General features: G+C 46.5%; 15 protein-coding genes and 1 pseudogene. 15 read left to right on the top strand and 1 reads right to left on the bottom strand.

Translation table 11 applies throughout. From position 1 onward, the window contains the following. The first annotated feature begins 332 nt into the window (after positions 1-332). The 7 genes from IEW26_RS05270 (at position 333) to pstB (ending at position 10,121) form a co-directional block, all read left to right on the top strand. On the top strand, positions 333-3,365 hold the full coding sequence (locus IEW26_RS05270; RefSeq protein ID WP_188591523.1) for a histidine kinase: 3,033 nt from the start codon (positions 333-335) through the stop codon (positions 3,363-3,365). Between the two features lie 18 nt (positions 3,366-3,383). After that, a complete protein-coding gene (locus tag IEW26_RS05265) occupies positions 3,384-4,598 on the top strand; it encodes a response regulator (RefSeq protein ID WP_188591522.1) in 1,215 nt (404 codons plus the stop codon). Positions 4,599-4,935: 337 nt separating this feature from the next. Then, entirely contained in the window at positions 4,936-6,336 is a 1,401-nt protein-coding gene (locus IEW26_RS05260; protein WP_188591521.1) for a stalk domain-containing protein, read from the top strand. 118 nt (positions 6,337-6,454) lie between these two features. Further along, positions 6,455-7,327 carry a phosphate ABC transporter substrate-binding protein gene (locus tag IEW26_RS05255; protein ID WP_188591520.1) on the top strand — a complete coding sequence of 291 codons (873 nt, stop codon included), beginning with the start codon at positions 6,455-6,457 and terminating at the stop codon, positions 7,325-7,327. A 120-nt stretch (positions 7,328-7,447) separates the two neighbouring features. Further along, entirely contained in the window at positions 7,448-8,416 is a 969-nt protein-coding gene (pstC, locus tag IEW26_RS05250) for a phosphate ABC transporter permease subunit PstC (RefSeq protein WP_145406184.1), read from the top strand. A gap of 2 nt (positions 8,417-8,418) precedes the next feature. Beyond that, positions 8,419-9,321 carry a phosphate ABC transporter permease PstA gene (gene pstA / locus IEW26_RS05245; protein WP_188591693.1) on the top strand — a complete coding sequence of 301 codons (903 nt, stop codon included), beginning with the start codon at positions 8,419-8,421 and terminating at the stop codon, positions 9,319-9,321. A gap of 44 nt (positions 9,322-9,365) precedes the next feature. Next, positions 9,366-10,121: a phosphate ABC transporter ATP-binding protein PstB gene (gene pstB / locus IEW26_RS05240; RefSeq protein ID WP_188591519.1), complete on the top strand. Its 756-nt coding sequence runs from the start codon at positions 9,366-9,368 to the stop codon at positions 10,119-10,121. 64 nt (positions 10,122-10,185) lie between these two features. On the opposite strand, the gene IEW26_RS05235 is transcribed toward pstB, so the two are convergent. Then, complete coding sequence (locus IEW26_RS05235) at positions 10,186-15,522, bottom strand: beta strand repeat-containing protein (RefSeq protein WP_188591518.1); 5,337 nt, start codon at positions 15,520-15,522, stop codon at positions 10,186-10,188. 202 nt (positions 15,523-15,724) lie between these two features. Here IEW26_RS05235 and IEW26_RS05230 point away from each other — a divergent pair, with 202 nt between their 5' ends. The 8 genes and pseudogenes from IEW26_RS05230 (at position 15,725) to IEW26_RS05195 (ending at position 22,480) form a co-directional block, all read left to right on the top strand. Beyond that, entirely contained in the window at positions 15,725-16,672 is a 948-nt protein-coding gene (locus tag IEW26_RS05230; protein ID WP_188591517.1) for a helix-turn-helix transcriptional regulator, read from the top strand. 66 nt (positions 16,673-16,738) lie between these two features. Next, positions 16,739-17,281, top strand: a complete 543-nt coding sequence (locus IEW26_RS05225) for a DinB family protein (RefSeq protein ID WP_188591516.1) — start codon at positions 16,739-16,741, stop codon at positions 17,279-17,281. A 533-nt stretch (positions 17,282-17,814) separates the two neighbouring features. Further along, positions 17,815-18,408 (top strand): YdeI/OmpD-associated family protein, encoded by a 594-nt coding sequence (locus tag IEW26_RS05220; RefSeq protein ID WP_188591515.1) that lies wholly within the window; start codon positions 17,815-17,817, stop codon positions 18,406-18,408. 849 nt (positions 18,409-19,257) lie between these two features. Further along, a pseudogene (locus IEW26_RS30265) lies at positions 19,258-19,451 on the top strand (YdeI/OmpD-associated family protein); the annotation flags it as partial. A gap of 194 nt (positions 19,452-19,645) precedes the next feature. Next, positions 19,646-20,650: an ABC transporter ATP-binding protein gene (locus tag IEW26_RS05210; RefSeq protein ID WP_111270736.1), complete on the top strand. Its 1,005-nt coding sequence runs from the start codon at positions 19,646-19,648 to the stop codon at positions 20,648-20,650. Between the two features lie 15 nt (positions 20,651-20,665). After that, positions 20,666-21,454: an ABC transporter permease gene (locus IEW26_RS05205; protein ID WP_145406189.1), complete on the top strand. Its 789-nt coding sequence runs from the start codon at positions 20,666-20,668 to the stop codon at positions 21,452-21,454. A 25-nt stretch (positions 21,455-21,479) separates the two neighbouring features. Next, positions 21,480-22,274, top strand: coding sequence for an ABC transporter permease (locus tag IEW26_RS05200; RefSeq protein ID WP_188591514.1), 795 nt, complete (start codon positions 21,480-21,482; stop codon positions 22,272-22,274). A 2-nt stretch (positions 22,275-22,276) separates the two neighbouring features. Beyond that, positions 22,277-22,480, top strand: coding sequence for a hypothetical protein (locus IEW26_RS05195; RefSeq protein ID WP_188591513.1), 204 nt, complete (start codon positions 22,277-22,279; stop codon positions 22,478-22,480). Positions 22,481-23,344: the final 864 nt, after the last annotated feature.

Genomic DNA, 23,344 nt, shown 5'->3' with positions numbered 1-23,344 from the left:
CGACTGCGTCGAACGAAAATTCGTTTATCCCAGTCGTTTGTTTGTTTTATGGTTCATGATCAAACATGTTATGTTCAGTAATTGTTAAGAGCTGTCTGGTATTGTTAAGTGGTAGGGGAGATTCTGGTTGTGTTGAATCGTTTTCTGACCATTTTAACAACTGGTGAGATTGAGTGCTATTATTACGTAACGTAATGGGAAGGCATCCTAGGATGCCTTCTTTTCAGTCTAATATAAAAACGGATTGGATTAAGCATAGACAGTTTAAGCTGTGAGTGCGAAAATAACGCTAGATTGCTGTTTCTGAGATAGACGTTACTGGAGAAAGAGAGATGACGATCATTCGAAAGGATCGATTTTTGTTATGGATCGGCTGTATGACTTTACTGCTCGCACTGATTGTGTTGTGGCAGATTACATCTGCAGACGAGAAGCCTCAAGCGAAAAAAGGTGTAATGGATCTAGCGGGTCTAGAGTGGACCAGCCAATCCGTTATTCCGCTGGACGGGGAGTGGGAATTCTATCCCGAGCAGCTGCTTACGCCTCAGCAGATCCATCATACACGGGTACAGCCAATCATGATGCAGGTTCCGGGGAATTGGGACGACAGTAGCAACAATCAGGGATATCCCATGAATGGTAAAAGTTATGGCACCTATCGTTTACTCGTGCGAAACGTACCTCAAGGAGAATGGATGGCGATTGCCAAGCGTTATGTTCGCTTCTCGGATGCGATGTATGTCGACGGGAATTTAATCAATAGCTCCGGCATTCCGGGGGAATCGGCGGCTTCCTATGTACCGCGCAATGAGCCGTATATGGTCTACTTTCATCCTGAACGCTCAGAGATCGAAATTGTGCTGCAGGTTGCTAATTTTGATTTTCGCAGTGGCGGCATCTACAATTCGATTGATTTAGGCAAAGGGCGTTATATGGAGGCCAGAGCAATGATTCAATCGGGACTGGAGCTGCTGATCATCGGGATCGTAGGCATTTTCAGCTTATTGTTCTTCTATTTATATGTACGTCTGCATCGGGATCGAATTCAATTGCTGTATGCACTATTTTTTATCGGTTATGCTTTGATCGTGGTGACCAACGGCGAACGTCTGCTGCTGCGTTTGGTGCCGGACCTTTCCTTTGAACTGGTCTATAAGCTGAAATACATATCTGTATATGGTTTATCTGTCATCGCCAGCTTGATTACATTAAGGCTTGCCCCTGATCCGGTAAAGGGATGGAAAAAATGGACAATGGCTCCCAGTGCTTTGCTGGTGCTGTATCTTGCTTTAATTGTCATGACTCCGTTTCAGATATATTCATGTATACAGGAAGGCATGTATGCCGTAAATCTGTGTGCTTATGCGTTGTCTTTCGTAGTCATTTTTCGTCATTACAGGAGAACAAATGACGATAAACGGAGCCGTTCCGAGGCTCAGCTGCTCATTGTATGTATCTGGCTGATGCTGGTCAATTATATTCTGGGAGTTACTGTGACATTATACCCGGTCAGTCAAGTGCTGTTGAACTGTACCACTCTTGTGATTCTTGGCACATTTGCCATGCTGTTAATCTATCAATATGTGAAGGCTTATGCCTCAATGCAGCGGCTTACACACCAGCTCCAGGTGGCAGATAAGGCCAAGGATGAATTTTTATTGCTAACATCACATGAATTAAACTCGCCGCTGCACAGCATCATCCATCTATCCCGTTCTCTTCTGACAACGTCTATGAAACGAACGAATGAACGGGAGATCCGGTCCAAGCTTCAATTGATTCGCAATACAGCCTACCGCATGTCCAATCTGGTGAACGATCTCATCGATGTGTCAAGGTTCAGGGATGGCGCCATGAAAATTTCACTGGGTACCGTTGATCTGGTTTCGTGCCTTTCGCTGGTTACAGAGGTGTTGGGATTTCTGGCATCGGGAAAGGAGATCGTTATCGTTCGTAAAATGGAGCCGAATGCAAGGTATGTTACAGCGGATGAGAATCGGCTGCTGCAAGTGTTATATAACCTGGTCTATCACATGATGGGACAGTATCATAACGGGGAATTGATTTTTACAAGTGGGCGGATTCAGAAGGTTATTCGAATTACGTTACACATGAAAGCAGAAAGTGTATCAGGTTACTGGCCTGCGGCAGAGAGCTCGGGTATTGCTTCATCACAGATCGAACGGACATCTGCCGGATTGTCTGCGGCATTGGAGATTGTCAGTGCTATGCAAGGAACATTGACCATAAACGAAGAAGAAGCATGGATTGCCCTTGAGCTTCCACCGGCTGGTGATACCGACTTGAGTTTTTTAGAGGCGGCAGCTGCTGAGGAAATGACTGTAGGGGAGGAGAAAAGAGTGGAAGGCATGAGTTCAGCTCACGTATTGATTGCAACATCTGACCTCGTAGACCTGGAACAGCTGAATACATTGCTTTCTGCGGAAGGGTTTCAACTAAGCTTTGCGGACAATCACAGCAAAGCGCGTTCCATATTGGCTGGCGGCAGGCTGCCGGATCTTGTGATTCTGGATGCGATGCTGCCTGAGATCACCGGATATGAGATGTGTAGACAGATTCGTATGGATTCCAGCCAGGCTGAACTTCCCGTGTTATTTATTAATATGAGGAGCACGCCGGCCGACATAGAAGCCTGCATTCAGGCAGGCGGTAATGATTTTATTACACGCCCCCTGGATGCAGGGGAGATTCTGGTTCGTATCCATATGCTGCTTGGCATGAAGCAGCTTGTGAAGCAGGCCGCGAATAACGAGATGGCATTTCTGCGTTCGCAGATCAAACCCCATTTTTTATATAACGCGCTGGGTACGATTATGTCTCTTTGTTTTACGGATGGGCCCAAGGCTGGGGAGCTGCTGGGCAGCTTCAGTCGGTATTTGCGAATTTTATTTCATCTGGATAATACGGAAGAGCTGATTCCGCTTCGGCAGGAGATGGAGCTGATTCAGGCTTATGTTGAGATTGAACAGGAGAGATTCGGCTCACGGCTTCAGGTGGAACTGGATGTAGACAGCTCACTTTATTCTTGCAAGGTGATGCCGCTGCTGATTGAGCCGCTGGTGGAGAATGCCATTCGCCATGGAGTCTCCAAAAAAATTGACGGTGGCAAGGTAACTCTCTCCATTCGCAGACAGCAGGAGCGGGTTCAGGTAGTGGTGGAAGATGACGGCATAGGCATGTCGAAAGAACAGGCTACACTTGTGCTGAACCGAAAGCAGCCGGATCAAGGCATAGGTCTGCAAAATGTGCAGAGACGCTTGAAACACTTGAACGGCCAGGGGCCTGTCATTCAGAGTGAACTCGGTCAGGGGACCAAAATCAGGATTGAATTTCCTTATCAATAATAGAACAGGGGGACGGCGATGCTTCGGGCTTATTTGGTGGACGACGAGCCACATGCGCTGAATATGCTGGAAATGTTCCTGAATCGAACAGGAGAGGTACAGGTTGCTGGTCGCTGGATGAATGGTTTTGAGGCGTTGAAGGCACTCGATGATGTTCGTCCAGATATCTGGTTCGTGGATATCGAGATGCCGGGCATGAGTGGGTTGGAGCTCGCGGCTAACATTCATGAGATCGATCCGGAAGCGGTTATCGTTTTTGTTACGGCTTATGATCAGTACGCTGTTGCAGCATTCGAACATGAGGCATTGGACTATTTGCTCAAACCGATCGAAATGGGACGTTTATCTCGCACAATTGATCGCATTTCAAGAGAGAGGAAGAGAGAACACGAGAAGAAGGAGCAGATACAGAAACAGCAGCAGACGCAAGGGTTGATGAAATCTTTCATTTCTTCATCTGAAAATGCTGTGAACCGACATGATTCTGGCAACGTTGTCGATGGAAGCTGCTTATTCGTGCAGATGTTTGGAAAATTACGTGTAACGCCGACCAATGGAGATTCCGTGATGTGGCGCACCGCCAAGGAGAAGGAACTATTCGCCTACCTGCTGCTGCAAGATCCTAACGCCCATGCGGTTCACCGAGATCGGATCATTGAGCAGCTATGGCCGGACGAGCGGTATGAAAAGGCGAAAATTTATATGCACACCTGTGTCAGTCTGCTGCGCAAAAACCTAAAAAAGCTCGGTATGGAGCAGATGGTCAGTTACAGGAACGAGCATTATATTCTGGATAAGAACAGAATTCGTGCAGATGTCTATGATGTATTGGACGTTGTGCATCGTATGCAGCGTGAGGAGCATGTGCCGCTGGATCAGATGGAGCGGACCTTGCATATGTATCAGGATGAGCTTCTTGCGCAGGAAGATTATCCATGGGTGTACGAGCTTAGTCAGAGGCTGGAGCGAAATGTGCTGGAACTGATGTTAAGGCTCTCGGAGAAGCAGCTGGCGCTGGGCAATGGTAAAAAAGCAACAGAAGCAGCAGAGAGGGCTGTGGTACATTCGCCTTATGAAGAGGAAGCTTATCGATGTGCGATGCAAGCCTATTTATCTTTGGGAAAGCATGATCAGGTGCTGCGCATATATCGTGATCTGGAAGCAAGGTTGCAGGAGCTGCACATTGGCCCCTCTATGGCGTCAAGACGATTATATGACCAGATTCGAATGTGAGGCTTGGCGTAGAAATCCCTTATAATACAAGGGGATAACCGACTTTATTACAGATTGTAGTGCTGCATGATCAATTCTAACGTGTCAGATGACAGCATGTCATCGGCACGTTTTTTTATTTTATGAAAACATTGACAATACGTTAACAATTCCAGGATTTCCCGTTTACAAATCACTCCTATAATTACAGAGGTGATAGGTCATTTTTACTATGAACGTGGATGTTTGGGGGGATGAGCGGACAAGCTCTCATATTGATGATATATGCAAGTGTACCGTACAGTGAACAGCTTCATCAGGCAAGTATATATGGAGAAAAGAAGGGTGACAAAAACCAATGTCAATGAAAAAGGTGTTCGCAGCTTCCGTAGTAGCCACTGCATTAACAACTTCTGTGGTTGGTGCAGTATCGGCTGCCCCCGCAGCCAAGCCTGTGGCTAGCACAACTCAGGTCCAAAACTCCACGTTTACCATAAACGGTAATCAAGTCATTGTACGTTCACTCGTGAAAAATGGTGAAACACTCATTGCTGTCCGCGACGTCATCAAAGCGATCGGAGCACAGGCCGAAATCGTAAACGGGGCGACTGTGATTCAGCTGAATGGTCACACGGTCAGCGTGCAGAACAAATCCAAGCAACTCGAGGTTGACGGTACAAAGGTCAATCTGAACCAGCCCGTTGTTATCATTGGTGGAACAAGCTACGTCGCACTTCGTCCATTGGTATCGAGCGTAGGCGGAACCGTTGGCCTGAGAAACAGTCAGCTAGAGATTAGCACCATCGCTTTAATTGAAGGGGCAGAGAATCCTCGTTTTGCCGGAGCGGATCAGATGATTGTGTCCAAAAATGATGATCAAGGCAGAAGCGACTATCTCATAAATACAGCTACGGGCAAATATGAACTGCTGCTGACGTCTGATGGCGGTTCGGATCTGGTTGTATCCCCAAGCGGTAATCAAGCTGCCTATACGAATGCAGAGGGAGCCGTCTACATTATCGATCTGAAAACGAAGGCCTCCAGGCTCATTACAAATGATACAAGCATCAAGCCTGAGCTGGTCTGGTCCGCAGATGAAAGCTCGCTCTACTTCCTGCAAGGGGATAAAGGCTCGGTGATTGCGAATCTGAACCTGGCCGATGGCTCCATTAAGAAACTGGTGGAGGACAAGGTAGATTACAAAGAAAACCTGAATGTGTCTGTGAGTGGCAAACGCTTCGTGTACACGGTAACCACACTTGGTAAAGTGACATCAGATGCAACCAATGTAGATGAAGATAACGTATCCATTGACTTCTCAGCCAATCAACAGCAATTGTTTTCGTATAACAACGGTTCAGATAAACCCGAAGCAGTGAAGCTGACTACTTCTACGGATGATAAAGTATTTATTTATTCGGTAGACGGTCAGAAAGCTTATTACGTAAGTGTGCCGTCCGAGGATGGCAATGCTTCGCTGATGTCTGTAGATGCATCCCAGAAACCAGTTACGGTATATAACGAGCATGATGTAGAGCAGGCGATTCTGTCAGGCAGCACATTATATGTGCTTGCAGCACAGGATGACAAAAACAGTGTGATTCTGTCCATCGACACCTTAACCGGACAACAATCCAAGTTATACACGGTATCCTCTGATGTATCTTCCATTGTGGTGACGGGATCACAGATGGCTATTGTGGAGAACGGAAGAGTGCTGGTACAAGCTGGCGGTCACTGGAAACCTGTTACGAAGTAAGAAGCAGAAGTAAAAAGAGAAACTTCTAAATGAATGAAGTTGAGCTGAGAAATGATATCTAAAATGAAATGTACTGAAAATTATAATTGAACGTTAAATTCGAGAGGAGCTTTTTACAATGAAAAAATGGATTAAACCTTTCACAGCCATGCTGATGGCTGTATCCCTGGTTGGTGGACTTGGTGGACTTGGTGGTGCAATGACAGCATCGGCTGCCAAAAGCACGGAGAAAGGCAAAATTGTCATTAATGGATCTTCTGCACTGCTTCCATTAACACTCCAGGCAGCAAGTGAGTTCAAGAAGGACAATCCAAAAGTAAAAATCTCCGCATCGGCTGCCGGTTCGGTGACTGGTCCGCAATCGGTACGTAAAGGCATTGCCGATATCGGTGCTGTAGACTGGGATGCATCCAAGGATGTGCCTGGCTTCAAAAAATTCGAAGGACAAGTGGCGAATCCGGTAGCCGTAACCGTGTTTGCGGCGGTAGTTAACTCCAACGTAGGTGTAACAAGCTTGACCACAAAACAATTGCAGGACATCTTCTCCGGCAAAGTAACGAACTGGAAAGAAGTTGGCGGTACAGACGGTAAAATTGTTGTCGTTAACCGCAAGTTTGGATCAGGAACACGTGTTAACTTCCAGCAAAAAGCTCTCGATGGCAAAGACTTCATGAGCAAAGGGGATAACTACAAAGAAGTAGGCTCCAGCGGCGACATGAAAACAACCATTGAAACGACACCTAACGCGATCGGTTACATCGACCTGCCTTACGTAACAAGCAAAATGAAAGCTGTCTCCATTAATGGCGTCGCTCCAACAGAGAAAAACGTGTTGAACAAAACGTACAAAGTATGGGGCATTGGATACTACATGACCAAAGGACAACCAACAGGCGCAACCAAAGCGTTCATCGAATACATTCAAAGCAGCAAGTTCCAGAATGGTTCCCTGAAAAAGCTGAAATTTATTCCGCTTGCAGCCGTTAAATAAACGTTCAGTCTGATCTGAATCAGACTTCAATTCAGCACCATGCATCTTATAAGAAAGAGACAGCCAGCTTCCGCGCATGGTCGCCAAGCTGGCTTCTCTATGTGAAAGGAAGAGTCCTCTATGATGGAAATGAATCCACCAGCGAAGAGTCCGGCTCCGAATGAGCTTGGCTCAAGCCTTGGCAGAGCGCCCGGCAAGGGAAGACGTTTTGACCGAAAAGCACGTCTCCGGTGGTCTAACCGAATGTTTCGCATCCTCTGTATTGCCAGCGCGGCATTTGTATGTCTCGTTCTGTTCTGTATTCTGGTGCTTATGCTGCGTACAGGTGTCCTGACCTTTGCCGATGTTTCGTTGAAGGAATTCTTTTTCTCTACCAACTGGGACCCGGAAAATGAACACTACGGTGCTTTAACCTTTATTCTGGGTACGTTTGCGCTCACTGGATTAACGATGCTGATGGCAATTCCTCTGTCGGTCATCATCGCTGTTTTTCTGGCTGAAATGACACCGAAATGGCTTCGTACCTTGTTGCGTCCTGTGCTCGATCTGCTGGTGGGTATTCCGTCTGTCGTGTATGGCTTTCTCGGCTTGACGGTGTTGATCCCCTGGCTGAGAGACTTGAGCGGTCGTGATCTGGCAGATGGTCTGCTTGCCGCGTCTATTGTGCTGACGATTATGGTGCTGCCAACGATTAGCCGTATCAGTGATGATGCCATCTCGGCTGTACCGAACAAATATCGTGATGCGGCTTATGCACTCGGTACGAATCGGTTTCAGACGATTACCCGGGTCGTGCTGCCTGCGGCTAGAGGCGGTATTATGTATGCGGTCATTCTGGGAATGACGCGTGCAATCGGAGAGACGATGGCGGTGGTCATGGTTATTGGCAACACAGCGCAGCTTCCAACCAGTCTGTTTACGCCAACCGCCGTGCTGACCAGTAACATTGTGATGCAAATCTCCAGTGTGGAGTTTGATTCCACCTGGAATCATGGCCTGTACATGATGGGCTTTATTCTGCTTGCTATTTCGATCCTGATGATCGTTGCGGTGAGAATGCTGCAGAAGAGAGGGGGCCGTCACCTGTGAGCATGAAGAAAGAGGCGTCTCTAGCTCCAGCGTATTCCTTTGGCAAACGAAGAGCATCTGCTGCATGGATGGATCGGCTGTTCACCGGCGCAGTATGGGGTATCGGTATCCTTGTCATTCTATTTATTGTTGGACTTTTGTTCCTGCTGCTGCAAAAAGGCCTGCCGATGCTCAGCTGGGATTTCCTGTACGGTGTACCGAGTGAGATTGAGGAAGGCGGAGGTATAGGCCCGGCACTGTTCAACTCGTTCTATGTGCTGTTTCTGTCTCTTCTGATCTCCATACCGATCGGTCTTGCAGCCGGAATCTATCTGGCTGAATTTGCGCCTAACCATAAACTCATCGAGATTGTACGGATCTGTGTAGAAGGGCTGTCGTCCGTTCCATCCATTATTTTCGGTTTGTTCGGAATTGCGCTGTTTGTGGAGTATTTCGAGATTGGTCTGACGATTCTCGGAGCTGCGGTCAGCCTTGCTTTTCTGAACCTGCCCGTGTTGACCCGGGTAACGGAGGAAGCGGTCCGCGCTGTGCCGACCGAGCTTCGAAACGGCTCGTTTGCACTGGGAGCAACGCATCTGCAGACGATTCGCAAGGTCATTTTGCCTGTCGCTCTGAACGGTATCATGACAGGCATCTGTCTGACCGCGGGCCGTGCTTTTGGTGAAAGTGCTGTGATTATCCTGACTGCTGGCGTATCGACATCCGGCGAGATGTGGGATTTCAATCTGTTATCGCCAGGCGGAACGCTGGCTGTGCATCTATGGTATATCCAGTCCGAGGCCATTGTGCCGGATGCGGAGCAGATTGCTCAGAAATCTACGGCGGTGCTGATCTTTGTCGTGCTGCTGATCAACATTTTGTTCCGTGTGCCGCTGTGGTTCAATTCTCGCAAAAATAAAGTCTGAGACTCAAGGGAGTACATTCTAATTCATGGTCAGGAGGACACCTCGTGCAATCCATTATCGAAATCAACAAACTGAATTTGTTTTACGGCACCTTTCAGGCGCTGAAGCAGGTTTCTATTGATATCCCGGAACGGGCTATAACCGCATTTATCGGTCCATCCGGCTGTGGCAAATCCACCTTGCTGCGTACGCTAAATCGTATGAATGACCGGATACCCGGAACACGCATCGAAGGGACAGTGGCTGTCGGTGGAACGGATATATATAGCGGTGACGTTCATGTGGAGACATTGCGCAAGAAGATCGGTATGGTTTTTCAGTCGCCCAATCCTTTCCCGAAATCAATCTACGACAACATAGCATTCGGACCAAGACAGCACGGGATTCATGGCAAAAAAAAGCTGGATGAGATCGTGGAACGCAGTCTGCGCTCCGCCGCTCTCTGGGACGAGGTCAAAGACAACCTGAAGCGCTCGGCACTCAGTCTGTCGGGGGGACAGCAGCAGCGACTTTGCATCGCTCGCGCTTTGGCGGTGGAACCGGATATTCTGCTAATGGATGAAGCGACGGCTTCGCTTGATCCGGTCTCCACCTTCAAAATTGAAGAGCTGACGCATGAACTGAAGGAGCGTTATACCATTGTGATGGTTACGCACAACATGCAGCAGGCAGCGCGTGTTTCCCAGCAGACCGTTTTTTTCCTGAACGGCGAAGTTGTGGAATACTCGGCGACCAAGAGCATGTTCGCCGAACCTGCCGATCCGCGTACACAGGATTATATCAGCGGCCGATTCGGTTAGATTGAATGTCAGTGAAAAGTAGAGTGTAAGGGAAAGACTAAAGCAGCATTTTGCCTTCAAGACCCTATTCTTCCTGCTCTGTAATTTCCACATCCGTTTTATTGGAGGACAGAAATGAAGGCAGGAGGCTACCATCGGGCAGAGCAATATAGAAATGCAGTGAAGCCTGATTTACCAGCCTGTAGTTCTCAGGTATACGATTAACCCACACATTAAATTGAACGTCAACAGTTCCTTTTGGTGGAATGGTTTCCAGTGACAGCCCTTTGGTAATATCCGCATCCGGCTTGAGTTGCCCGTTTACCACCACACTTCCGGCAATAAAAACAGACTCTGCTTGAATGATATCCCTCAAAGTAACCTCTGTTGCAGGTAATGAACTTTCGTTCTGAATGAGAATTTTGTAACGCAGGTGAGTATTGACCTCGGCTTCCGATTTGTTGGCACTTTTGACAATCGTAAGCTGAGGCAATCGGCTGGATATAACCACTGTATTGGATTGCAGTGACCCTGTTGTGGTCTGGCCTTGGGCCTGAAATACAGCTGTAATTTGATTAATGATATTACCGCTCACAGGCTGATTGATCACGATGGCCTGGAACGTCACATAAGCTACCCTCCCAGGCTGAAGGGATGCGATGAAGATGCCTGCTGCCGGATTGGCACCAGCAAGCAGCTGTCCATTCAATCGTACACTTCCTTCAACAAAACGAGTTCCAATTGGAATCGGATCGGTGATCGTAACCTGAACGATTGTGTTTCCTGTATTGGTAACAGCGGCCTGATATGTGATGGCATCGCCCACAACAACCGAAGTTTTGTCCGCCGTTTTTTGAAGCGTAATCTGTGTTGTTGAATGGGAAGTCACCAGTACGTTGACAGGATTGGATTGGATCGTAAAAACCGTCTGTCCCAACATATAGCGAAGGTTTGCCTGATTGGTAATCGGTGAAAGCGTCGTGTTGGTGTTCACGCTGACTTGGAAGGACACGGTAGCAGTGCCCCCGGGTGGAATAATGCCGAGATTGATTCCATTCGCAGGGCTTCCTGACGGTGCTGCTACTCCGTTAACGACAACACTGCCCGTTACCAGGGCTGTCCCCGGGGGAATTGGATCAGTTAATACAACGGAACTTATAAGAGATTGATTATTATTGCGTATAAGTATGGTATAGGTAATGACATCACCAGGTAAGGCATCCGGCCTGTTCGTTGTTTTGTTAATGGATACATTAGGGCTGTTTACATAAAGGATGACGGGATTCGATTGTGAGTTGTCAGTGAGTGTTCTTCCATCTGCAGTAAGGAAAGTAAAGCTTACGGTCGCTTGATTTATAATCTCCAGATTCGGAGGTATGGAGGTAAGGGTCACCGAGAGGGCTACTTCAATTTGCTGCCCCGGAGCAATCGTTCCCAAAGGAATGCCAGTAACCGGGTTTGCTGAAGGCAAACGGCTGCCATTGGATTCGACACTGCCCTCTACAAAAGCCGTATTGGAAGACAGTGTATCGAACAAGGTCACCTGAGCTGGAATCTGCCCTGAATTACTGACGGTAAACAGATACTGAACCGTATCTCCAAACTGTACATTCTGAGAGCTTGCCGCTTTGACAATCGTGATGACCGGGATATCTACAGGTGTTGTCACTGCATTGGACACCACGGTATCTGTGAAATTTCCTGTGGTAAATTGAACTTGGGCCTGGTTGGTTACAAGGACAGGCACAGGCTCATTAAGAACAAGTTCATTAACGATAACTTGAAAAGTGACGGTTGCTGAGTCATTTTGCATGATTGAACTGATCGCTATGCCTGCAGCGGGATCGGCATCGGGGATAACCGTGCCATCTATAGTAACACTTCCCAGAACAAATGTGGTACTGGCTGGAATCGGGTCCGTAAGCACAACATCGGTAATTGGCGTTGCTACATTATTTTGGATCAACATCGTATAGGTAACGGTTTCCCCAATCTGAACACGCTCAGTAGGCGTTGATTTCACAACAGATATAATATCATCAGCCGTAACCGGGATGGAGACGATATTGGATAATATACTGTCACTGAGAATGCGACCGTTCGGCAGGAGGGCAACATAGTCAGCTCTGGTTTGATTGTTCAGTACAGGAGAATCAGGAAGTGAAGTGACTGCAGCCTGGAATGTTACATTTACAGGAAATTCACGAGAAATCGTGCCTAGAATAATGCCTGTCAAGGGACTGGTTCCGCTCCAACGATTACCGTTAATGAACACACTGTTTTGCACAAATGTCTCTCCCGGCGGAAGCGGGTCGAACAATATGACATCTGCATTCAGATTCCCCGTATTGGTGATAAGTAAAGAGTAAGTAATCGTATCTCCCACAATCGCAATGGATTCGTAAGCGGATTTATCGATAGTAATTATTGGACTATACACGGGGATGGTTACGATATTGGACAAGTTCTCTACAGCGGTTGTTCCGACAATAAAATGGATGCTCGCTTGGTCTGTCAAGTTAAAAGGATTGGGCAGAGGCACGGGCAGATCGGTAACACTGACCTGGAAGGTCACAACAACCTGACTATTGCCGGGAATGCTCCCGATATTAATGCCAGTGGAAGGGTCTGCTCCCGGAATGACTGTCCCGTTCAAGGTTACACTATCTGGCACAAGCACGGAGCCGGCTGAGATCGAGTCGGCAAATATAACGTCATTGACCGTGAAGCTTTCAATATTATCGATAATGATGGTGTAAGTGATCACATCTCCGTCCACAGCATCAATGACATCTGCGCTTTTGGTTACAATCGGGTCCGGGGCAGATATCGGAAGGATGATCTCATTGGAGGGGGAGCTTCCCGGAATGACCCGGCCATCCGGTGGACTAAATGTATAATCCGTTACTGCCTGATTGGTTAACTGCTGATTGGCAGGCAGTGTATTTACGATGATCTGAAACGTAACGAACAGGGATTCCTCCGGAGCCAGCGTTCCTAACGGAATGCCAACATTAGGGTCAGCTGCAGGCAATGGAATGCCATTGGATATCACGGTCCCCGGCACAAACGCGGCATCAGGCGGTATTACATCCGTCAGTGTTGAGTCTGCTGCAATGTTGCCGGAATTTGTGAAATTGAATTGGTACGTCACCGTCTGACCCACAGTTGAAAAGGTCGGATCAGAGGTTTTGGTTGTTGTAATGATCGGCTGATATACAGGGATCACCAAAGGATCAGAGAAGGATGCCTGCTGGAATGGTCCACTCGTAAAAGTAACCTGTGCCTGATCAGCCAGCTCGGGGGGCTCGGGTAAGGTAATAACGTCAGTGCTGAATGTGACGGTGACAGATACACCAGGATCAATGGTCCCAAGACTAACTCCTGCGGCCGGATCTGTTGTCGGCTGAACGATTCCATCAATGGTTACACTGCCGGGAATAAATACCGATCCGGCTGGAATGGCATCCGCAAATACAACGTTGTCAATCGGAACAGTGTCTGAATTAGTGATAACAACGGTGTATGTCAGGGTATCTCCGACCACAGCATCAATGACATTGGCTGTTTTGGTAACACTGACCAGTGGAGTGGATACCGTCACCGTTACGATATTGGATACGGATGTGTCTGTGATCACCCGCCCATCAGGCAGTTGGGAAGTATAGTTGACCGTACCCTGATTCGTTAGGTCGAATCCTCGAAACAGCCCAGCCACCAGTACCTGGAATGTGATGGTGACTGTATCACCAATAGCTACATTTCCAATGTCAATCCCAGAAACGGGATCAGCCGCAGGCTGCACGGTCCCGTTAACTGTAACACTGCCCGGTACAAAGCTGGAGCCTTCCGGAATCGGGTCTATTACTGTGCTGAATGCATCAATATTTCCAACATTTGTTACGACTAGTGTATATGTCACTGTACTGCCAACGAGTGCATTGGCTGTATCTGCGCTTTTCACAATCGTGATGTCAGGTTGAAAGACAGGAATCGTTACTGCGTTAGATGGAGCCTCATTGGAGATGATTGGGCCATCCAGAACGGTAGGTGCTGTATAACCTACTTTCGCCTGGTCAAACAGACGAGGCGGCGTAGGCAATGAGGTTACCTGTACCTGAAATGTAACAACAACCGAGGTGCCTGCCGGAAGTGGGCCGACAAAAATTCCGGTTATAGGCTCCGTTCCTGGCTGCGAGACACCGTTAATTGTCACACTGTCAGGGATAAACGAGCTTCCCCCTGGAACATTGTCGAACACAACTATGTCCGTAGCATTCGAAGCGGAAGTGTTCTCTACAAGAACTGAATACGTAATAATGTCTCCAACAATGGCGTCCTCTTCACTTGCTGTTTTCGTAGCGGTGATCACAGGTGTATTAATATCGATTTGCAGCGCAAAGGAATCAACCAAATAACCGTCACCCGATGTGGTCAGACGCAATAAAGCTGAAGTCTGAGTATTTCTTAATGTGCTGCTCACATCTACGTTTGTAATATCCCAGCCTTGACGTCCACCAACGATATCTGTACCCGGTGTACCGTTAATCTGATTCCGATTGCCAAAGGTGCCCGTGGTGTCGAGTGCCCCGGTGTCTCCGTTGATCTGGGAAGCGAAGAAATTGGTTGCAAAATTGTTAGGACCGGATAACGCCGTGAGATTTGACACCGTAGGACCAAACAGGGCTTGATCTCCTGTTATTCTTGCATCTCCCTCTTGTGCTCCGAGTAAGGCTCTGCCTGCCAAGGGACCAGAAAAGGGGGTCGCAAAGCCCTCGATCGATGTAGTAACAGGACCTAATGTGGCAAGAATAACCTCGGCTCCTACTCGAATTGATAGATTACGCAGGGGAAGAGAGGAATTACGATAAATAACGCCAAGAGTCCAACCCGCATGATTGGAATTAGGGTCCGGTATAGACAGTGTCCCTACAACACCACCTGTGACATATGTACCCGCACCTCCGGCCCGAATCAAATCGGTAACGTCGGATGATCTTACGTAAGCGAAGGTTCGTGGAAATCCAGATGCCGTTGATAGTAAAACTTCTCTAGCTGTGGCTGGATCGGGAGAGACGGTGGTTACACCGACAGGCGTTGTTAGAATGACATCTTTGTTAATAAACGCCGAATTGTCCTCCTGATTATCAATATACGTTCCGCCCCAGATTAACTCGGCATAGAGAACGGTGCTGCCTGCAGGCAAATTCAGAATGGCAGCGGAGCTATTGTTTTGAAAAAGATTAGTTGTTCCAGGGGGATAAGAGCCAAATTGTATGCTGGTATCCGTGATAATATAAGCGCCAATACTGTCCACCGTACCCGGAACGCCAACGGTATTGGATCGACTTAGCCCCAGCGTATTTCCTGTAAAAGTTATAGCACCGGTATCATTGATTACGTATCTTTCAATGAAAGCCACTTTATTTCACATCCTTTATCATAAATTCACTCTAATCAATATATTGGGGTAATAAAAAATTATGAGGAAGTACAGGCTGATTTAAGCAGAAACCCAATCATTTTAAGTACAGTATGACTTATAGTTCATACACCAAACTAAAGAACGAGTCTTATGATAAAATGGGTTAACGATGGATGTTGAAACAGTGGGGGCCTGAAACATGAACAAAACGGAGCGGCAGCTCGCAATTACACTTGAATTACAGCGAACGAAGCTGATCAGGGCAGAGGATCTGGCTTCTCGATTCGAGACGAGTGTACGCACGATATATCGGGATATCCAGGCATTAAGCGAGGCTGGTGTTCCCATCGCAGGAGCCCCTGGTCACGGATATTCACTGATGGAAGGATATTTTCTTCCTCCGGTCAGTTTTACAGCAGAGGAAGCAGTGTCCTTGCTTATGGGAGCCCGATTTATCGAGCAGAGATGGGATGCTGCCTATGGTATTCAAGCCAAGTCTGCACATCGCAAAATTGAAGCCATTTTACCTGAAAATGTGCGTAAAGCGTCAGCGCGTGTTCAAGAAACGATGCGTGTGCTTTATCCTGCCGAGCCGGACACTGCAACCCACGTTAAAACGTATCTTCACGACATACGTCATGCAATTCTGGAACAACGTAAAATCAGCTTTACCTATATGAAAAATTTGCCTGAAACGGATGGTAAACGCTCAACGCAGCGTGTCGTCTCTCCATATGGACTTAGCCTTGTGCGGGAGCATTGGATGCTGGTCGCCAAATGTGATCTGCGGCAGGACCTTCGTCATTTCCGTTTGTCCCGCATGTCCGAGCTTGTTGTGCTGGAGGATGCATTTCTGTTGCCCCCGGATTTTGATCTGAACCGTTATCAGCCCCGGGATGATCGGGATGAGCATGTGCTCATTCGTGCAAAAGTCGAAGTGGCTGACAAGATTAGAGAGTTACTTCATTTTTATATAGATGCGGTCCATGAGCAAGGGGAGGGGATTCATTTCCATTTTCGTGTCCGCCATCCCGAAGAAATACTGCATCATTTATTAGGACTAGGTGGAGATATCGAGGTAATCAAGCCGGAGTTTCTACGGAATCGTATGCGAGAATTCGCAAGCAACATCCTGAAACACTACTGACATACTCTTGTCAGGAGCCCCTCTATATACTGGAGCTATTCAGAATGAAGAGGAGCTGTTTGAACGATGAGAATTACGAGTGAAGTGCTGCAGTCTTTTGAGACGTCCGTAAAGAAATATGTAGGAGAATTGAATACATTGGATATGGAGGATTTGCTTCAAAAGGAAAATGAAGAAGAGTGGTCGATTGGACAGATGTATATGCATCTGATTCAATCCGCGCTGTTTATGCATTTGCGTAATAGTGAGCATTGCCTCGCTAATAACGAGAACACGGTACATGCTGATGCGGAAAAAACAGAGCTTGGCAGAACGTTGTTCGAGGCGGGGCAATTTCCTCCAATCCGTGTTAAAGTACCCGCTTCTCCGCAATATACACCGCAGCCACCTGAAAGCAAGCAGCAATTGGTGGAGGGACTGCAACAGGTGGTGCAGCAGATGAGGCGTGCAGCGTCAGTTCTTGACGAAGTGTCCGTGTCCACAAGCAGGAAAATATCTCACCCAAGGTTTGGCGCGCTTAACGCTGAGGAATGGTTTGTGTTAATCGACATGCACTACAAGCATCACTTTTTACAGCTGGATCGGTTGAAGGGCAATCTGGGAAATTGATGAACTTACCTTGCACCTACTCATGTATAGAATGAGACATATAGCGCATTACACTTAGAAGTCTTCTAAAAAGACATGGAGAGTTAAATTAAATGTGTGGAATCGATCATAGGCAGGGATATGCGAATACAGTACAAATACAAAGGCAAATGCTAATACTAATACTAATGCTAATGACTAGGGGAACGACAGGTTAGTATTAAAACAAAATTCAATAACAAACTACCGCAATATAGAGCCTATAGACTATTTATAGGTTCTTTTTTTGTATAAGATAATAGACGGCTGCGCTTGTTATACTCTATTTCTCTGGATGGACTGACTGGGTTATCCATTTAGGTTTAAATTGAAGGCGATAAGCTAATACATGTTGGATAAGTGGTTCTGAAGTGGCGCTGTATACTCTCTTGAAAATCAGTACAAACAAACCGATAAATAAAGGTGAAATAAGATAAAAGGTAGTCAGCGCAAAATGAGATAAATTAGACTTGATTGAATAAAACACAACTCAATTGGTTGAGAGGAAGAATCCTATGACGACGCAGAATACCAATCCCAAAGTAGATGCATATTTAAGCAAAATCAAAACGTGGAAGGATGAATCCGTGAAACTGAGAAAGATCATTCTGGATTGTGATCTGACCGAAGATTACAAATGGATGCATCCATGCTACACGCTGAACGGGAAAAACGTAGTGCTGATTCATGGCTTTAAGGAGTACTGTGCCATCATGTTTCTTAAGGGTTCTCTGCTGAAAGACCCGCATGGTATCCTGATTCAGCAAACGAATAATGTACAGGGAGGCCGCCAGATTCGTTTCACTAACCTGGAGCAGATTATCGAACAGGAAGAAATCCTGAAAGCCTATATTCGTGAAGCGATCGAAGTCGAACAAGCGGGTCTGAAAGTGGAAAAAAAGGAAGTAGAACAATTCGCTGTTCCCGAGGAACTTCAGCAGCAATTCGATGCCAACCCTGCATTTCAGACAGCATTTGAAGCACTAACCCCTGGCCGCCAGCGTGCGTACCTGTACCACTTTTCCCAGCCAAAACAATCCAAGACCAAAACATCCCGCATTGAAAAGTGCATGCAACCTATTATGGAGGGAAAAGGGTTGAATGACTGATAGATACTCCGCACGCTAACGATCCCCAGAGAGCTTATTTGCCGGATTTATCGTGTGATAAAATTCTAACGATCCTGAGGAACGCTATTTCAGCTAAAATGGGCTCCGAAGCCTGAAAAATGCCTGAATTCGTCAAAATAAGGTCCGTACGGATCGTTAGATTTTAAAACTGCCCAAAACGGGGTGAATAGCGTCTCCTGAGATCGTTAGAATTTTTGAAATACCAAAAGGCCATTCCCCGTCGCCCAAATGACCTATAGGAATAGCCTTTTATTGTTTTGTAGTACTTTTGATAGATCGCATGATTATTGTATAGGTTTCTACAAATTTACACTTTGCTAAGGATAATCATATCCCCCGCCTGTGATATTACATCTTCGAAGACGCTGAACACCAAGTGAAAGGCCCTTGACCGCTCCATACTTTTTGAATCATATACATCGAACAGCTGGGCTCAAAACGGGCATTTGTCCCGGATTTTCAAAGGCGCGAATCGTTGATAAATTCGGATAATCCAGACTAGAACGGCTTTAGCTCGAATCAGAGCGATGAAGAACATGTTTGCTACGAAAACCAATGGAACACTCATTAAAGCATACGCTGGAATGAACGGCCTGGAGCTATAAAAAAAGACTAACGATACCAGCAAAGAAATACATAATGATAGGGTAACCTTGCTAATAACATTTAACCAATTCACTTCCGGGATCACATGAGTTCTAACATAAAAATGGCTTCGAGGATCATTTTTCTCGTGGTGTGTATGTAAGAGCTTTATTAGTTCTTCTTCGGATGGCAGGGTATTGTAAATAGGTTCCTCGGATGCTGAGATTTTCATGACTCTTGCGTGCGGTTCTGTTTATTAAAGGTGCTTTGCTCAAGGACACTCACGGTCTATTGGTTCAGCAAACGGATAATGTACAAGTCGGACGTCAGCGGGCGTATCTGTATTATTTTTACAGCCGAAACAGTCCAAAACCAGGATCTCACGTATTGAGAAGTATATACCATCCATTCTGGATGGTAAGGGTTTGAACGATTGATCGTATTCTGTTTGATGCAGTCTGTTATAATCCAATATCATGTGCTATTGGCAAATATCTAATTAAGATATGAAAAATAGTATAATTAGCAGGGTACATTTTTGGTTTACAAAAAGGTAATATGTTAAAAACAATGGTTAAATATGTAACCTGGTAGCTTGTGTTTCATAAATGACGTGGATGAGGTGTGATTTATGAGCATTATTGATGTAAGCGGTATCACCAAGGTGTATCGCCAGTACAAACGATTTCCGGGATTCGTAGGCTCTTTGCGAAGTCTGGTAACCAGACAATATACCGAGGAAGTCGCCGTACGCAATCTCACCTTTTCGATCAAGGAGGGGGAGGCGGTCGGGTATCTGGGGCCTAACGGTGCAGGCAAGTCCACCATGATCAAAATGATGACAGGTATTCTTGTGCCTACGTCGGGTGAATTGAGAGTTATGGGCGTGGTCCCACATGAAGCCAGACAGCGTAATTCTCAACACATCGGGGTTGTGTTTGGACAACGGAGCCAGTTGTGGTGGGATCTGCCTGTCCGTGATTCATTTGATCTGCATAAATACATATATAAGCTCTCGGACACCGTTTTTCAGAACAATTTGAAGTATTATACCGAGCTTTTATCGTTATCCTCTTTCATTAACAGGCCGGTACGACAATTAAGCCTGGGGCAGAGGATGCGAGTGGAGATCGCGATGGCGCTGCTGCATGATCCCAAAATTTTATTTCTAGACGAGCCGACCATCGGTCTGGATGTTATGGCCAAAGAACAAATCAGAGAGTTTCTGAGAATGATCAACCAGGAGAAGAAGGTTTCTATCATTCTGACGACACACGATATGAAGGATATTGAGGAGATCTGCCATCGTATGATTGTCGTAAACAAAGGCAACATGGTCTATGACGGTTCTGTTGAACAGCTGCGGACCACACTTGGGGATCAGCGTCAGGTCATTATTTATTTTCGTGAAGAGCCTGGCTTGATTGATATTCCCGAGATGAAGCTCACTCATGATGAAGGATTAAGAAAAACATATTTGTTTGAAAAAAAAGATAGAACCGTGTTTGATTGCGTAAATCAGATTGCAAGTGAACATGACATTGAGGATGCCACCATTGAAGGCGTGGATATTGATTCCGTCATTCGCAATCTCTATCGGAAACTGGAAGAAGATGAACTGGCGAACGGCATGTGAGGGAGGGGATGAACATTGAAAACGTATATTATGTTCGGAGTGAAAACCTTTTCGAATCAGCTCTCCTATCGTTCTGAAGTGTGGTTGAGATTGTTAGGGAACGTTGTGGCGATTCTGATTCTGACAGAAATCTGGAGAGCCGTTCTGGGGGACGGGGAAGTTGAAGGCGTAGGTCTGGAACAGATGATTACATACAGCATTATTAATACACTTCTGGCTGCATTGCTGCTTACGGGCATCAGTGCCAAAGTGGATAACAGCCTCAAGACAGGTTCTATCGCTTCCGAACTGATCAAACCGATGTCTTATCCCTTTCATCTATTAGCAGATGGTCTAGGAAATTCGTTATATCAGCTGGTATTTACTTCTCTTCCTTCGTTAATTATTGCCTGGATCTTCTTTGGTTTTCTCCCTCCTGCTTCGGTAACTCATTTTCTGTTGTTTATCTTATCCCTGGTGCTTGCTTTGGCCATTTCGTTCCTGCTGGGGTATCTGATTTCCCTGCTGGCTTTCTGGCTTATGAATCACTTTGCACTGAGCTGGATGATGGGTGGACTTATTACCATTTTCTCCGGGGCATTTTTACCTTTATGGTTTTTCCCGGAATCATGGGTAACGGTAACCAAAATGCTTCCGTTCCTCTACCTGGGCTATCTTCCTGCAGCTGTCTATCTAGGGGCCATTTCGATGGAGGAGATCGGAAGTTTACTTCTTACGGGGCTGGCATGGAGTGCGGGGCTGACGTTGCTGGTATGCTGGTTATGGAATCGGGCCATTCATCGCTTGGTGGTTCAAGGTGGTTAAAGTAGCTGTAGAAAGGCTGATCTAGATGACACTGAAACTTTTCGGGAAACTGGTCTTTTTGTTAACCAAAGAACGAATGGAGTATCGCGGGGATTTCCTGCTAGCTATGCTCGCCCAGATCATCAGTTACAGCGGAGATTATATTATCATATGGCTGTTTCTGAAAAAGTTCGATACGCTTGCCGGCTGGTCCTGGCCTGAAATTGCATTGCTATACAGCCTCGGCTTGTTCACCTATGCGATCGGTGCCTCCTTCTCGTTTGTGCAGATGCGTGATCTCGAAAACCAGGTGAAAAATGGAACCTTTGATGCCATTCTGATCAGACCGGTGAATCCGTATCTTTATCTGGTGTGCAGAGGATTCAACCTGGCTTATCTGGCACATGTGTTGATCTCGGGCTCCGTGCTGGCGTGGGCTTTGATCAAGCTGAACATCAGTTTATCGGGTATGCAAATCGTGTACCTTGTGCTCTGTGTTATAGGAGGTGCTATGATTCAGGCTGGTTTTATGTCGGCCATCGGGGCTGTATCTTTTGTTTGGGTAAGGACCAATTTCCTGTTCAATCTGTTTTTCAAATTTAAAGAATTCATCTCCTATCCGTTACCTGTTTTCGGTACACTTATTCAAGTGCTGCTGACGTTTATTCTTCCGTTTGCCTTTATCAATTTCTACCCTGCTGCATTCTTGCTAACCAAGGAAACTCCATTGTTGTCCTCTTGGACGATGTGGATCGTACCCGTCGTTGGCCCATTGGTATATTGGTTGGGTTATCGCTTGTGGATGCGAAGTGTGAACAAATATCAAGGGGCAGGCGGGTAAAGTTGGGTGGAACCGGCAGCGCGGAGCCTGTCAAAAGATCGTACAAAAGTGGTGGAACACGAGAGAGCAATAGAAGGTGCGGAATATGCGGAGAAATAGAAGGTGCAGAACATGCGGGGCCGATAGAGGGCGCAGGACATGAGGGAACAACAGGAGGCGCAGAGCATAAGGAACCAATAGAGGGTGTGGAACATACGGAGCAATAGAAGGTGCAGAACACCAAGGAAGCAATAGAAGGGGCAAACATGTGGAACCAATAGATGGCGCAGACTATGCGGAGCAGATCGAATGTATGAAAACAAGTAATGGGGGACCTATTAGTATGTTTGGGTACCGTAGGCAATTTCGTGGGAATCTGCCTCAAGAGTTGGGGATGTAGGGCCAGTTTCTGGTATGGAGAGTTCTGCTGCTCTCGGGTATTTAGTATTGAGATGTGCTCCAAACGTTAACGATTCTGAGAGAGCTTATTCTGCCTATTTTCGGTGTAATTAAATTCTAACGAATCTGAGAAACGCTATTTATGCTCAAACGGGTGTCAAGGCCCAAAAAATGCCGGATTTCTGCAAAATAGCGTTACTACGAATCGTTAGATTTTCAAACTGCTTAAAAAGGGGCAAATAGCGTCTCCTGAAATCGTTAGAATGGGTGCGCTTGGGGAACATTCGCATTCGCTCGCTTCTATGACCGACTAGGCCCGCCGTGTGGTGTGTTTCAGCCCAAAGTGCTTGCAGATGTACCCCTGAATAAAGGCGAAGTGTGCTTGCTCGTTTGGATGAACGTCTGGATTACAGGACAAACTTGGAGATGGTGTGGGGGAGCACTTTTGAGCAAAAAAGCCCTGTCCATGTTCATAACTCACACGCAGTGCATTGATCCGAATCAAGAAAAAATCGGGGACGGGTTAAGGGGAACCTGGTGATTCGTTGTGCTTGATCTATGGGATGAAGCGGGATGTTACATTTACAATTGATAGTAAGTAACGACATGAATTTTTAATTATAAAATATCAATACCGGACTTAGGCATAGTTTCCCTCAAAATACTCCATCCACATGTATAATGGTTGAAGT

Source organism: Paenibacillus silvae (assembly GCF_014639235.1).
Lineage (GTDB): Bacteria > Bacillota > Bacilli > Paenibacillales > Paenibacillaceae > Paenibacillus > Paenibacillus silvae.
The sequence above is the reverse complement of the archived record's forward strand: the minus strand, read 5'-3'. Positions and strand labels throughout refer to the sequence as shown.